Source organism: Pseudomonas sp. R2-60-08W, assembly GCF_003852335.1.
In the GTDB taxonomy this organism is placed as follows: Bacteria; Pseudomonadota; Gammaproteobacteria; order Pseudomonadales; family Pseudomonadaceae; genus Aquipseudomonas.
The window spans coordinates 2,736,695-2,751,001 of the sequence record NZ_CP027731.1 but is presented as its reverse complement, the minus strand read 5'-3'; the positions used below and the strand labels follow the sequence as shown (position 1 = coordinate 2,751,001).

Below are 14,307 nucleotides of genomic sequence, written 5' to 3'. Positions count from 1 at the left end.
TGACAAGCACCATAAACGAATCAGAGTGACAGGTGGGTGAAGCTGGACAAGACAGTCAGGTCACATACAACTTCCACAAGATGCTCACCGCGCCGGGTGACGGTACGACGGGCAGGTCAGGCGCCTGGCACGGGGCACATCCGTTGCGCAGCTTAACGAGTGTAGGAAGCCGGCTGCTTGCGGTGCTGCGACATATTCGGTCATCGGTAAGCAGGTGTGGGGTTGCGACTTGGGCAACCGGCAATATTCAGGCCCGCCAGTATCAAAAATGACTGCTTTGGACCGCCAGGTCATGCACTCGGTCTGACACGCAATGCAGCATAAAATTCGCCGCAATGGCACAATCACCCGGCGCAAACGCCCTCCTCCACACAGGATTCCCCATGCTGCAGCTGAAAACCGACGCCTTGATGGTCACCCCGTGTGACGACGAAGAAGACAACATGGCCATGCTCTGCTGCCACGGCAAGAACGGCGAGATGTTCATGCTGAGCCGGTATCCGGATGAAGACGAGGTGGAACTGACCTGGGATTACGAGCCTTCGACCCTGGATGGGCTGAAAGTCACCTTGGGCGACACCCGCTTATTGATCGAACTGGCGGCCGGCGATGCGGATGCGCTGGGGGGCAAGGATCAGTTGCAGATCACCCACGCCACGGCCGCCTCCGACCTGGCCGAGGTCGAGGAAACCCTGCAGAACATCCTCAAAGGCACTGGCACCTACACGCGGACTTGAGCTGCACCCAGGATCAAATGTGCGAGGGGGCTTGCCCCCGATAGCGGTGTGCCAGTCGCCAGAAATATTGACTGACCCACCGTCATCGGGGGCAAGCCCCCTCCCACAGTGGCCCTCATCCACATTGACGGCCTTCACAACAGAAAGCGCACCACCTACACAAATTTCCTACAAGTTTTGCCAAAAATACCCGTCACGCCGTTAGTCGCCACACCCCACGATGCATTAAAGTAAGCGCCCCAGGCCGGTGTTCTTCCCTGACACCCGGGCTCATCTTTCCAGGAACCGTCATCGATGGAACATCGTGAAGCGCTGCTTGCGCTGCGAACCTTTCTTTCTACGCAGATTCTCGGCCAGGAAAAACTCATCGATCGCCTGCTGATCGCTCTGCTCGCCGACGGCCATATGCTGGTCGAAGGCGCGCCGGGCCTGGCCAAGACCAAGGCGATCAAAGAGCTGGCCGAAGGTATCGAAGCGCAGTTCCATCGTATCCAGTTCACCCCCGACCTGTTGCCCGCCGACATCACTGGCACCGAAATCTATCGCCCCGAAACCGGCAGCTTCGTCTTTCAACAGGGGCCGATCTTTCACAACCTGGTGCTGGCGGACGAAATCAACCGCGCACCGGCCAAGGTCCAGTCGGCGCTGCTCGAGGCCATGGCCGAGCGCCAGGTCAGCGTGGGCCGCAGCACCTACGAGCTGTCGCCGCTGTTTCTGGTGATGGCCACGCAGAACCCCATCGAGCAGGAAGGCACCTACCCCCTGCCGGAGGCCCAGCTCGACCGTTTCCTGATGCACGTCAAGATCGGCTTTCCGGATGCCGCCGTCGAACGGCGCATCCTGCAACAGGCGCGTGGCGAAGCGCTCAACGGCGAAACCAAGCCCGAGCGCCGCGTCAGCCAACAGGCGATCTTTGCCGCGCGTAAGGAGATTCTCGGCCTGTACATGGCCGATGCAGTGGAGGAATACCTGGTGCAGTTGGTCATGGCCACGCGCACCCCGGCCAAGTTCGACCCGGAAATGGCCGAGTGGATTGCCTACGGCGCCAGCCCGCGCGGCTCCATCGCCCTCGACCGTTGCGCGCGCGCCCATGCCTGGCTGGCCGGCCGCGACTTCGTCAGCCCCGAAGACATCCAGGCGGTGCTGTTCGACGTGTTGCGCCACCGCATCATTCTGTCGTTCGAGGCCGAAGCCGCAGGCGTTGACCAGGACCGCGTGGTGCAACGCATTCTTGACGTCGTTGCCGTCGCTTGAAGTCGATGAACGCGAGCGCGGGTATCCACGTCACGCTCAGTGAGCTGATCGAGATGCGCCATCGCGTGCGTGAAGTGCAATTGTTCTCCACCCCCGGCCAGCGCAGCCCGCTGATCGGCCTGCACCACTCCAAGCTACGCGGGCGCGGTGTGGATTTCGACCAGGTGCGCGTGTACCAGGCCGGGGACGACGTGCGCACCATCGACTGGCGCGTGACCGCCCGCACCCAGGAGCCCCACACCAAGCTGTTCCACGAAGAGCGCGAGCGGCCGATTTTCATCATGGTCGAGCAAAGCTGCCGGCTGTTTTTCGGCTCGGGGCAGATGTTCAAGTCGGTGCTCGCCGCACAAGCTGCCAGCCTGATCGGTTGGGCCGCGCTGGGGCACAACGACCGCGTGGGCGGCCTGGTGTTCGGCGACAGCGAGCATTACGAAATCAAACCCCGGCGCAGCAAGCAAAGCCTGCTGCAACTGCTTAACCGCCTGGTGCGGGTCAACCAGAGCCTGAACACCGAAAGCCTTCCTGAAGCCGACGCGTTGGGCATGGCTCTGCGCCGTGGCCGCGAAGTGCTGCGCCCCGGCAGCCTGGGCATTGTGATCTGTGATGAACGGGCGCTGACTGAAGGCGCCGAGCAGCAACTGAGCCTGTTGTCGCGTCATTGCGATTTGCTGCTGCTGCCCATCTCCGATCCGCTGGACCACGCCCTGCCCGCCGCCGGGCTGCTGCGTTTCGCGCAACGAGGCGCGCAACTGGAACTCGATACGCTCAATTTCGATTTGCGCCAGGCCTACAAGGCCCAGGCCGAAGCGCGCATCGCCCGCTGGGAGCTGCTGGCACAAAAGCTGCGCGTCTTGTTGATGCCGTTGAGCACCCAGAGTGAAATGGTCGAGCAACTGCGCGAATACCTCAACCCGCAACGCCCGGTCAGAAAACAATGAGCAACCTCGACCAACTGCAACCGCTGATCGCCCCGCCAGCCATCGGCTTCTGGCCGCCCGCGCCGGGCTGGTGGCTGTTGTTGCTGCTGCTCCCGATGCTGGGCTGGGGCCTGTGGTGGCTGCGCCGTTTCCTGCCCACGCGCCGCCCCGTGGCCCGCGCCGAACAACCGCTGGACCCGCTGCGCATTGCGGCCCTGGCCGAGCTGGCGCTGATGCCCAAACCCTATGACGGCGCGCCCGCCGGAGCGTGGCTGCAGCAACTCAATGGCTTGCTCAAGCGCCTGTGCCGCAACGACTACCCCTACAGCCAAAGCCACACCCTCAACGGCCGCAAATGGCTGGCGTTCCTCGATAACCGCTGCCCCGCCGCCGGCCTCACGCGCTGGATGGTGCTGGTCGAAGGCGCCTACAAGCCAGAATGCAAACTCGACGACAAGGCCATCGCTGGCCTGACCCAAGCCGTCGACACCTGGATTCGCAAACATGTTTGAGTTCGCCTGGCCGTGGATCTTCACCCTGTTGCCCTTGCCGTGGTTGATGCGCCTTGTCCTGCCGGCAGCCGACAGTGGCGAACCCGCGTTGAAAGTCAGCTACCTCAACGACCTCGAAAGCCTGGCCCGGCGCCGCGCTCGGGTGAACCTGCCGGGCTGGCGCCAGCAGGCACCGTTCGTGGTGCTGTGGCTGTTGCTGTTGACCGCCGCCGCCCGCCCGGAATGGCTCGGCGAGCCGCTGCCGATTGCCGCCAGTGGCCGCGACTTGCTGGTGGCGGTGGATGTCTCCGGCTCCATGGATTTTCCCGACATGCACTGGCAGGACGAAGACGTCAGCCGCCTGGCGCTGGTCCAGCACTTGCTCGGGGATTTTCTCGAGGGCCGTGAAGGCGACCGCGTGGGCCTGATCCTGTTCGGCAGCCAGGCCTACCTGCAAGCGCCGCTGACTTTCGACCGGCGCACCGTGCGCACTTGGCTGGATGAAGCGCGCATCGGCATCGCCGGCAAGAACACCGCCATCGGCGACGCCATCGGCCTGGCCCTGAAACGCCTGCGCCAGCGCCCGGCGCAAAGCCGCGTGCTGATCCTGGTGACCGACGGCGCCAATAACGCCGGACAAATCGACCCGCTCACCGCTGCGCGCCTGGCCGCAGAAGAAGGCGTGAAAATCTACCCGATCGGCATCGGCGCCGACCCTGAGCAAACCGGCTCCCTGGGCATTCTCGGCGTGAACCCGAGCCTGGACCTCGACGAACCGGCGCTGAAGGCCCTCGCCGAGTCGACGGGCGGCCAGTATTTCCGCGCCCGCGATGGCAACGAGCTGGAACAGATCAAGACCACCCTCGATACCCTCGAGCCCGTCGAACAGCAGCCCACCCAGGCCCGCCCGGCCCACGCGTTGTACAGCGGCCCGCTGGCCCTGGCGCTGCTCCTCAGCCTGTTGCTGGTGGTGCACGAACGCTGGCCGAACAACGCCTTGCAGCGGCTGTACACCAAACTCTCGAGTAAGGGCATGTTCCTGCCACAGAGCCCGGAATGGCGCCAGCGCCTCAAGCGCCTGCGCTTGCGGAGGCGTCGATGATCGCTTTGTGGCCGCACTGGCTGCGCCCGTGGTGGCTGTTGCTGCTGCCGCTGCTCGGCTGGTTGCTGTGGCAACTGTGGCACCGGCAAAAACGCGCCGGGCGCTGGCAGCTCATCCTGCCCCAGGCCTTCCATGCCACGCTGCTCAGTGGCGGCAACGGCCGCGAAAGCAAATCGCCTTGGGTGGTACTGGGCATCGCCTGGCTGCTGGCGTTGCTGGCGCTGCTGGGGCCCAGTTGGCAACGGGTTGAACAACTCAGCCAGAAGCCTTCCGACCCGCTGGTGGTGCTGCTGGAACTCACCCCGCAGATGCTCGCCACCGACAGCCCGCCCAACCGTCTCGAACAGGCGCGGCGCAAGCTTTATGACTTGCTGCAGGCACGCACCGATGCGCAAACCGCCATCGTCGTGTATGCCGGCAGCGCCCACACCCTGGTGCCACTGTCGGATGACCTGGCCACCAGCCGTAACCTGCTTGAAGCGCTGCGCCCCTCGATCATGCCCGAGCCCGGCCACCGCGCCGACCTGGCCGTGGAAAAAGCCCTGGCCCTGCTCAAGCACGGCGGCCTCGGCCAGGGGCGCCTGCTGCTGATCGGCTCGTCGCTGTCCAAACAGGAGCGCCAGGGTATCCGGTTGCTGTTGCAAGGCAGTCAGGCGCCGAGCTTGTCGATCCTCGGGATCGGCAGTCGTGAAGGCACGCCAGTCACCCAGGAAAGCGGCGAATTCCTCAAGGACGAACAGGGCGCGATCCTGATCCCACGCCTCGACAGCCCGACCCTCAAGGCGTTCGCCAGCGAAATGGGCGGCCGCTACCGGGCCGCGCGCCTGGACGACAAAGACCTGCGCCAACTCGGCGTACTCGACCCGCCCCAGGCCTTGCGCGACGACGGTCAACTGCTGCGCCTGGACACCTGGGCCGACCAGGGTTACTGGCTGCTCCTGCCGCTGCTGCTGTTGGCCGCCTGCGCCGGGCGCCGCGGCTGGCTGTTCTGCCTGCCGCTGCTGTTGATGGTCGCACCGCAGCCCAGCTATGCCTTCGAATTCCAGGACCTGTGGCTGCGCCCCGACCAGCAAGGCCAGTACCTGCTGAAGAAAAAACGCCCGGCCGAGGCCGCCGAACGCTTCCAGGACCCGCAATGGCAAGGCGTGGCCCTGTACGAAGCCGGTAACTATGCCGAAGCCATCAAGCGTTTTGCCCAGGGTGACAACGCCTACGCCCACTACAATCGCGGCAATGCCCTGGCCCGATCGGGTGAGCTGGAAGCCGCGATCGATGCCTACGAACAGGCGCTGGAAGCCCAACCCGATCTGCAGCCGGCCCTGAAGAACAAGGCGCTGGTGGAAAACCTGCTGCGCGAACAAGCCCAGCCTGAGCCCGACGAACCCGAAAAAAACCAGGATGACGAAACCACCCAACCCGGCCAAACTGCGCAACCGGGCGCCGACGGGCAAAATGCCCAGGGTGGCGAACAATCCACCCAGGGTCAGGGCCAAGCCGCCAACGGCGCCACCGACACCGCTGGCGTGCCGCCAACCGACGGTAACGACGTGCCAGGCAGCGAGCTCGGCGACGAGCAAACCACCACGCCGCCGCTACGCCCCGCCGATGCCAGCCTTGAAGGCGAACATCGCCAGGCGTTGGAGCAATGGCTGCAACAGATCCCGGACAACCCCGGTGAACTGCTGCGACGCAAATTCTGGTACGAACAGCAACAACATCAGGACAAGACTCGATGAGCCGCCGCACCACCCTTCTGCTCTTGCTCGCCTTGTCGGCAGGCCACGCCCAGGCGGCGAACCTGGTCGCCAGCGTCGACCGCAGCCGCCTCAATTCCGGGGAAACGGTGGAGCTGACGGTGGAATCCAGCGACGTGACCCAGTTCGGCAAGCCCGACCTGTCGCCCCTGGATGCGCAGTTCGAAGTCAGCGGCACGCGCCAGATCAACCAGCTCACCACCCTGGGCGGCGATAACCACGCGACCACGCGCTGGATCATCACCCTGCTGCCCAGGGAAAACGGCACCGTGGTGATCCCGCCGCTGCAAGTGGGCGACCTCAAGACCCAGCCGATCACCCTGCAAGTGCTGGAAACCGCCAGCCAGAACACCAGCGCCGAACTGGCACCGGTGTTCGTCGAAGCCAACCTCGACCAGACCAGCGTTTACGTGCAGGCCCAGGCCCTGTTGACCGTACGCGTGTATCACTCGGTGTCGCTGTATGACGACAGCAGCCTCACGCCCCTGCAAATCCCCGACGCTCGGGTCGAGCAATTGGGCGAGTCGCGCACCTATGAAAAAGTCATCAACAGCATTCGCCATGGCGTGATCGAAACCCGCTACGCGATCTATCCGCAGCACAGCGGGCCCTTGGCGATTGGGGCGCAGACCTTCAGCGCGACCCTGGTGGAGTCGCGCCCTCCCCAGGAGAATACGCTGCAGGGCACCAAGCCGGGCAAGCTGATCCACGCCAGCTCAGCGCCGCTTGCGCTGACGGTCAAGCCCAAGCCCGAGTTCTACCCTGCCGACACGCCCTGGTTGCCGGCGCGCAGCCTGAGCCTGGACGAAGCCTGGAACCCGGTGCCCGAACATGTGCAGGTCGGTGACTCGCTGACGCGCAGCCTCACGGTCAAGGTCGAGGGCCTGTCCAGCGCGCAACTGCCGGCGCTGCCCAGTACCGATGTCAACGGCCTGCGCCGCTACCCGGACCAACCGGTACTGGGCAACCAGACCAGCGACCGTGGCCTGATCGGCAGCCGCGAAGACCGCGAGGCACTGGTGCCCACCCGTGCCGGTGCGCTGGAACTGCCCGCCGTGGAAGTGGTGTGGTGGAACACCCACGAAGACCACCTGGAACGCACCAGCCTGCCGGCCCGCACCCTGCAAGTGGCGGTCAACCCGAGCCTGGTGGTGGACACCCCCGCCACGCCGACCGTCATCACCGCGCCGGATGACGAACGCCTGTGGCTGTGGCAGCTCAGCACCTTGCTGCTGGCCTGCACTACCCTGCTGGGCTTCGGCCTGTGGTGGCGCGCCCGCCGCCAACCCGCCGTGCAACGCGCCGCGCAAACCGGCCCCAGCCCGCGCACCCTGCTCGACGACCTCAAGCGCGCGACCCAGGCCAACGACCCCCACGCCACCCGCCAGGCCCTGGATGCCTGGGCCCGCCAACAACCGGAAACCCTCGCCGACATGGCCGCGCGCTTCGTGCCGCTGTCGGATGCGTTGGACGGGCTGAACGGCGCGTTGTACAGCGAAAGTGGCCAGTATTGGCTGGGTGAAGACCTGTGGCGCGCAATCAAGGCCATCCCCGTGGCGGAGCGCGTACAAGACCCGGCCACCGATACCACCAGCCTGCCGCCGCTCTACCCCAAATAACCCCTGACACGAGGCAAGCCCCCACCTAAGATCGTTCCCACGCTCCCGCGTGGGAACGATCAATAGCGGTGTGTCAGTCAACATACTTGTCACTGATCCATTGCCATCGGGGGCAAGCCCCCTCCCACAGTTGGCCTGCATCGCCTGCTGGACATGCATTGTTAAAGGCCAGCAATCCATATCGCTTTAATTTGCAGGACGTTTCCTAGACAATCCTTCGGCCTTGCGCCTGCTCATTTCGCTGGATAGCCTTCGCTTCGTCGCTGCATATCAGCGATCGGGTGTGAGATGCCGTGTATTAGCAGGCGCCATGCGCTACGACCGTCTATGGCGGCTATGTGCGGGCAGGCTTTGGTCTGGCCGGGTCCTGCTTTCCGGTATCTCACCCCGCACATAGCTGCCACCTTTTGACGTGTGAGATCGGCAAAAGAATGGCTCCCAATCCAAGCAGGAGCTTCACGCATGAACAAACTCGTCCCCGATCCCCCCTTTCCGATTTTTGTCGCCCACGAAGACCTCAGCTTCGAGGACGCCATCGCAAGCATTGCCTCGCTATTACGTTGCGCCGCCACTACCGCAACGCAGACCGCTGAAGACCTCAACGGCGCCCAACGCGACATGGCCTGCTCCACCGCCCACCTGATCGACATGGCCCGCACCCTGGCGGACCGAGCCTTGGAGTGCCTGCAACCCCAGGCATAACGCCCCCCCCTGTGGAGCGCGGCTTCAAAGATCGTTCCCACGCTCCCGCGTGGGAATGCAGCCCGTGACGCTCTACGTCACCTGTGTGCAGTAGCGGAACTTGCAGCGCCTGGCGGGACGCGGAGCGTCCCAGGAGGCATTACCACGCAGAGCGTGGGAACGATCACCCCCGGCGTCCCCCAAGGCACTGCGCTAGTAATACAGGTAAACTCCCCTCCTTTTCATCTTCTCCACGGAGTTCGCCTTGCGTCTGTTTCACACCTCCGACTGGCACCTTGGGCAAAACCTGCACGGCCAGGAACGCGACTTCGAACATGCCTGCTTCCTCGAATGGCTGCTGGGCCAACTAAAGGCCCACCGCCCGGAGGCGCTGTTGATCGCTGGCGATATCTTCGACACGGTCAACCCGCCGCTCAAGGCCCAGGAGCGCCTGTATGACTTCATCATCGGCGCCCACGAACAAAACCCCACGCTGACGATTGTGATGATCGCCGGCAACCACGACTCAGGTTCGCGCATCGAGTTGCCCGCCCCGCTGATGCGCCGTCTGCGTACCCATGCGTTGGGCCGTGTGCTGTGGCTGGATGACGGCCAATTGGATGCCGAACGCCTGCTGATCCCATTGCCGGACGCCAAAGGCAAGATCGTCGCCTGGTGCCTGGCGCTGCCCTTTCTGCGCCCGGCGGAAGTCACGGGTGCGCAGTTGGGCGATGATTACCTGCGCGGCATCGGCCAAGTGCATGAATGGCTGATCGCGGCCGCCAACGCCAAACGCAAGAAAGGCCAGGCGCTGGTTGCCATCAGCCATGCGCACATGGCCGGGGGTTCGGTGTCGGAAGACTCCGAGCGCAGCCTGATCATCGGCAATGCCGAGGCGCTGCCGGCCAGCCTGTTCGATAAGAGTGTCGGCTATGTTGCTCTCGGCCATCTGCACAAGCCGCAAAAAGTGAATGGCGAAGAGCGCATTCGCTACAGCGGCTCGCCGATTCCGCTGTCGTTTTCCGAAATCAGCTACAAGCACCAGGTGCTCGACGTAACGTTCCAGGGCGAACGACTGGTCGGCGTCGAACCGCTGCTGATTCCGCGCTCGGTCAACCTGCAACGCCTGGAAGCCGCGCCTCTGGCCGATATTCTCAAGGCCCTGGCCGAGCTGCCCGACATCGACCTGCTCGCCGAAACCCAGCGCCATCCCTGGCTGGAAGTGCGCGTGCGCCTGGACGAACCACAACCGGACCTGCGCCAGCAGATCGAAACCGCCCTGCAAGGCAAGGCCGTGCGCCTGGTGCGCATCGCCGCCGAATACGCCGGCAACGGCCCGCGCGCTGACGGCGATGAAGAGCGCCTGGTCGAACTCGACCAGCTCACGCCCCAGGAACTGTTCAGCCGTGCCTGGCAGGACAGCTACGGCAGCGAAGTGGATGAACAAACCTTGAAGGACTTCGCCGTGCTGCTCCAGGAAGTGCAACAGGAGGACGAACAGCCATGAAGATCCTCGCCATCCGCCTGAAAAACCTCGCGTCCCTGGCCGGGCCGTTCGAGATCGACTTCACCGCCGAGCCGCTGGCCAGTGCCGGTCTGTTCGCCATCACCGGGCCGACCGGCGCCGGCAAAAGCACCCTGCTCGATGCACTGTGCCTGGCGCTGTTTGGCGCGGTGCCGCGTTTGGGCGATACCGGCCAGGCGAAGATGCCGGATGCCGACAGCGATATTTCCATCGGCGACCCGCGCACCCTGCTCAGGCGGGGTACCGGCGGTGGCTACGCCGAGGTGGATTTCGTCGGCGTCAGCGGCCGGCGCTACCGGGCGCGCTGGGAAGCCAACCGCGCCCGCGACAAGGCCAGCGGCAAGCTGCAGAGCAGCCGCCAGAGCCTGATCGACCTGGACAGCGAGCAACTGCTGGCCAGCCAGAAAACCGAATACAAGACCCAGCTGGAACTGGCCCTGGGCCTGAACTTCGAACAGTTCACCCGTGCGGTGCTGCTGGCGCAGAGCGAGTTCAGTGCCTTTCTCAAGGCCAACGACAACGAGCGCAGCGAACTGCTGGAAAAGCTCACCGACACCGCGCTCTACACCCAACTTGGCCGCCGCGCCTTCGACAAGGCCAAGGACGCCAGGGACGCCCACAAACAGTTGCAGGACCAGGCCACTGGCGTGGTGCCCCTGGCCGCCGAAGCGCGCGCCGAGCTGGATCAACAACTGAACCAGGCGCAACAGCAACTCAAGACCCACCAGGCCCAGCTCAAGCAGTTGGAATTGCAGCACACCTGGCTCAAGGAACTGCGCGAATGGCAGGAGCGCCAGCAAAGCGCTGCCGAGCAGTTGCAGCACGCCCAGCAACAGTGGGACAGCCAAGGCCAGCAGCGCCAGGACCTGACGCGCCTGGACCAGCTCGCCCCACAGCGCCATCACTTCCTGCGCCGCGCAGAACTCGACGCCTTGCTGGCACCGCTCGCCACGCAGATTCAGCAGCACCTTGCACAACAAGCCGTGCTGCACAGCCGCCAGGAACAGGCGCAACAGCAGCAGGCCAGCGCCCAGTCGGCACTCGGGCAAGCCCAGCAGAACCAGGCGCAGGCCGCGCCGTTGTTGCGCCAGGCCTTCGAACAACAGACCACCCTCGCCCACTTGACCAAGGAACTGGCCAAGCGCACCGAGGACCAGCAGCAGCACGCCACCGCCTGCAGCGAAGGTCAGATTTTGCTCAACAGCCTGCAAGAAAAGCAGGCCCAGGTCGGCGAGCGCCTGCAACGCCTGGCCGCTGAACTGGAGCGCAGCGCCGCCCTCGCGCCCCTGAGCGACGCCTGGACCGCCTACCGCGACCGCTTGCAACAGTTGATGCTGATCGGCAATCGCCTGAATCAGGGCGAGACCGAACTGCCGCAACTCGAACAGCGCGTCACCGCCGCCGTGGCGCAATTCACCCAGCAGCGCGAAGCCCTGGACCTGCTGTACCAGGAGGCCGGGGCCGAGCCGCACGCAGTGGCCGAACAACTGCAATTGCTCGCCAGCCTCTTGCAGGACAATCGCAAGCAACAACGTGCCTTCGAAGACCTGGCACGTTTGTGGGACAGCCAGCAGCAGCTCGACACCCAGGCCAGCAGCCTGGCGCAAAAACTCGCCGAGGCGGCGCAGCAGCGCGAGCAACTGAACCAGACCGGCCTGCAAACCAAAGCCGAGCTGACGGTGGCCGAGCAAACCCTGACGGTGACCAAGCAACTGCTGGAGCGCCAGCGCCTGGCCCGCAGTGCCAGCGTCGAGGAACTGCGCGAGCAGTTGCAGGATGACCAGCCCTGCCCCGTCTGCGGCAGCCACGAACATCCGTATCACCAGCCCGAAGCGTTGTTGCAGAGCTTGGGGCGCCACGATGAAAACGAAGAGGCCACGGCGCAGAAAGCCGTCGACAGTCTCAAGGAAAAGCTCACCGAGCTGCGTGGCGAAGTGGGTGGCCTGATCGCCCAGCAAAAGGAATTCCTGGCGCAGCAGGAGCAGCTTGCGCTGCAGCAGCAAGCGTTGGCGCCAAGCCTGCAGGCGCATCCGCTGTGCGCCGCGCTGTTCAACCAGGACGCCGCCAAGCGCAGCAGCTGGTTGACCCAGCAACTGGCGCAACTGACGCAAAGCATCGCCCAGGACGAACAGCGCCAAAGCGCCCTGCTCAACCTGCAACAGAACGCCGGGCGTTTGCAGCAGCAGTTGCAAGCCGCCCAGGACGCCAGCCAGCAGGCCCGCCAACTGTTGCTCGACCAGCAGCGCGCCCTGGCCAACGACCGCGAACGCCTGGATGCAGAACTTGCAAGCTTCGCCAGCCTGTTGCCCAGCGCGACGCTGGAAGGCTTGCGCAGTGAACCGGCGGCGACCTTCCTGCAGCTTGATCAGCAGGTCAGCCAGCGCCTGGAACACCTGGGCCATCAGCGTGATGAGCTGGCTGAACAACAAGAGCGTCAGCAGGCCATCGAGAAGCAACAGACCCACCAGCAGCATCGCCAGCAGCAATTGGAGGCGCTGAATCTGCAGGTCGCCGAGCTGGCCACCCAGCACCGCGACGCCCAGGAAACGCTCAGCGCATTGCTGGGCGAGCACGCGAGCGCCGAACAGTGGCAACAGCAACTGGATCAGGCCGTCGCCCAGTCGCGCCAAAGCGAAGCCGATGCCAGCCAGGAGTTGCACGCCGTTCACTCCGCACTGGTGCAATTGGTCGCCGACCTCAAGGCCGTGCAGGAGCGCCAGCAAGCGCTCGAGAGCGAACGACAGGCCCTGGACACGCGCATCAGCGCGTGGCGCGCCGCGCGCCCCGAGCTGGACGATGACGGTCTGGCGCGTCTGCTGGCATTGGACGACGCCCAGATCACCGACCTGCGCCAGCAGTTGCACACCTGCGAAAAAGCCGTCGAACAAGCCAGCGTACTGCTGCAAGAGCGCGAACAACGCCTCGCCGAGCACCAGGCCTTGCACAATGGCAACCTGGACGCCGAACAGCTGGACAGCAGCCTCGCCGCGCTCAACCAGCAATTGGCCGAGGGCGAGAAACACTGCGCCGAACTGCGCGCGCGCCAGTCCGAGGACCAGCGCCGCCAGGATGCCAACAGCGCCCTGGCCGAGCAAATCGCCAAGGCCTATGACGAATGGCAGCGCTGGGCCCGCCTGAACGCGCTGATCGGCTCGGCCACCGGCGACACCTTCCGCAAGATCGCCCAGGCCTACAACCTCGACCTGCTGGTGCATCACGCCAACGTGCAGCTGCGCCAACTGGTGCGCCGCTACCGCCTCAAGCGTGGCGGCAGCATGTTGGGCCTGCTGGTGATGGACACGGAAATGGGTGATGAACTGCGCTCGGTGCACTCGTTGTCCGGCGGCGAGACGTTCCTGGTGTCCCTGGCATTGGCCTTGGGCCTGGCGTCGATGGCGTCAAGCACGTTGAAGATCGAATCGCTGTTTATCGATGAAGGTTTCGGCAGCCTCGACCCCGAATCACTGCAATTGGCCATGGACGCCCTCGACGGTTTGCAGGCTCAGGGCCGCAAGGTCGCGGTGATTTCCCATGTACAGGAAATGCATGAGCGCATCCCGGTGCAGATCCAGGTCAAGCGCCAGGGCAATGGCTTGAGCACCCTGGAGGTCAAGTGAGCGAAGCGCTGCTGTATTCATTCCGGCGCTGCCCCTATGCGATGCGCGCACGCCTGGCGCTGCGCTATTCGGGGGTGGCGGTGCAGATTATCGAGGTGAGCCTCAAGGCCAAGCCGGCCGAGATGCTGGCATTGTCGCCCAAGGGCACGGTTCCGGTGCTGAGCGTGGAAGGTCGGGTGATCGAGGAAAGCCTGGAGATCATGCAATGGGCATTGGCGCAAAACGACCCCGGCGATTGGCGACTGCAAGGTGATCCTGCGGTACTGGCATTGATCGCCGAAAATGACGACCTGTTCAAACATCATTTGAATCGATACAAGTACGCCGAACGCTATCCGCAGCAGCCGATGGAAGATTATCGGGCCGAGGGCGAGGTGTTCTTGCAGAAGTTGGAGGGTTTGCTGGCGGATCGTGAGTACTTGCTCGCCGCGCACATGAGCCTGGCAGACGCAGCCATCGTGCCGTTTGTGCGGCAGTTCGCCCATGTGGATCGCGAGTGGTTTGCGGGTACGCCCTATCCACGGCTACAGGCGTGGCTACAGCGGATTCTGGAGTCACCGCTGTTTATCGCGGTGATGGCAAAGCCCTGAAACCAACATCAATCAACCTG

At 64.4% G+C, this 14,307-nt stretch carries 11 protein-coding genes; all 11 read left to right on the top strand.

What is annotated here, in order from left to right:
- The first annotated feature begins 383 nt into the window (after positions 1 to 383).
- The 11 genes from C4J90_RS12435 (at position 384) to C4J90_RS12385 (ending at position 14,287) form a co-directional block, all read left to right on the top strand.
- Positions 384 to 737, top strand: coding sequence for a hypothetical protein (locus C4J90_RS12435; protein ID WP_124419919.1), 354 nt, complete (start codon positions 384 to 386; stop codon positions 735 to 737).
- Between the two features lie 294 nt (positions 738 to 1,031).
- Positions 1,032 to 1,991, top strand: a complete 960-nt coding sequence (locus C4J90_RS12430) for a MoxR family ATPase (protein ID WP_020301524.1) — start codon at positions 1,032 to 1,034, stop codon at positions 1,989 to 1,991.
- Between the two features lie 5 nt (positions 1,992 to 1,996).
- The gene (locus C4J90_RS12425; protein WP_124362678.1) at positions 1,997 to 2,929 is read left to right on the top strand and encodes a DUF58 domain-containing protein; all 933 of its coding nucleotides are present in this window, start codon (positions 1,997 to 1,999) and stop codon (positions 2,927 to 2,929) included.
- The gene (locus C4J90_RS12420) at positions 2,926 to 3,420 is read left to right on the top strand and encodes a DUF4381 domain-containing protein (RefSeq protein ID WP_124419918.1); all 495 of its coding nucleotides are present in this window, start codon (positions 2,926 to 2,928) and stop codon (positions 3,418 to 3,420) included. The genes C4J90_RS12425 and C4J90_RS12420 overlap by 4 nt, the downstream gene beginning before the upstream one ends.
- Complete coding sequence (locus tag C4J90_RS12415) at positions 3,413 to 4,501, top strand: VWA domain-containing protein (protein WP_124419917.1); 1,089 nt, start codon at positions 3,413 to 3,415, stop codon at positions 4,499 to 4,501. Before C4J90_RS12420 ends, C4J90_RS12415 begins: the two co-directional genes overlap by 8 nt.
- Positions 4,498 to 6,237, top strand: a complete 1,740-nt coding sequence (locus tag C4J90_RS12410) for a tetratricopeptide repeat protein (protein ID WP_124419916.1) — start codon at positions 4,498 to 4,500, stop codon at positions 6,235 to 6,237. Before C4J90_RS12415 ends, C4J90_RS12410 begins: the two co-directional genes overlap by 4 nt.
- Positions 6,234 to 7,874 (top strand): BatD family protein, encoded by a 1,641-nt coding sequence (locus tag C4J90_RS12405; protein WP_124419915.1) that lies wholly within the window; start codon positions 6,234 to 6,236, stop codon positions 7,872 to 7,874. Before C4J90_RS12410 ends, C4J90_RS12405 begins: the two co-directional genes overlap by 4 nt.
- 462 nt (positions 7,875 to 8,336) lie before the next feature.
- Positions 8,337 to 8,576 (top strand): DUF6124 family protein, encoded by a 240-nt coding sequence (locus C4J90_RS12400; RefSeq protein WP_124362673.1) that lies wholly within the window; start codon positions 8,337 to 8,339, stop codon positions 8,574 to 8,576.
- Between the two features lie 244 nt (positions 8,577 to 8,820).
- Complete coding sequence (locus C4J90_RS12395) at positions 8,821 to 10,062, top strand: exonuclease SbcCD subunit D C-terminal domain-containing protein (protein ID WP_124366882.1); 1,242 nt, start codon at positions 8,821 to 8,823, stop codon at positions 10,060 to 10,062.
- The gene (locus C4J90_RS12390) at positions 10,059 to 13,697 is read left to right on the top strand and encodes an AAA family ATPase (protein WP_124419914.1); all 3,639 of its coding nucleotides are present in this window, start codon (positions 10,059 to 10,061) and stop codon (positions 13,695 to 13,697) included. Before C4J90_RS12395 ends, C4J90_RS12390 begins: the two co-directional genes overlap by 4 nt.
- Positions 13,694 to 14,287 carry a glutathione S-transferase gene (locus C4J90_RS12385; RefSeq protein ID WP_124362670.1) on the top strand — a complete coding sequence of 198 codons (594 nt, stop codon included), beginning with the start codon at positions 13,694 to 13,696 and terminating at the stop codon, positions 14,285 to 14,287. Before C4J90_RS12390 ends, C4J90_RS12385 begins: the two co-directional genes overlap by 4 nt.
- Positions 14,288 to 14,307: the final 20 nt, after the last annotated feature.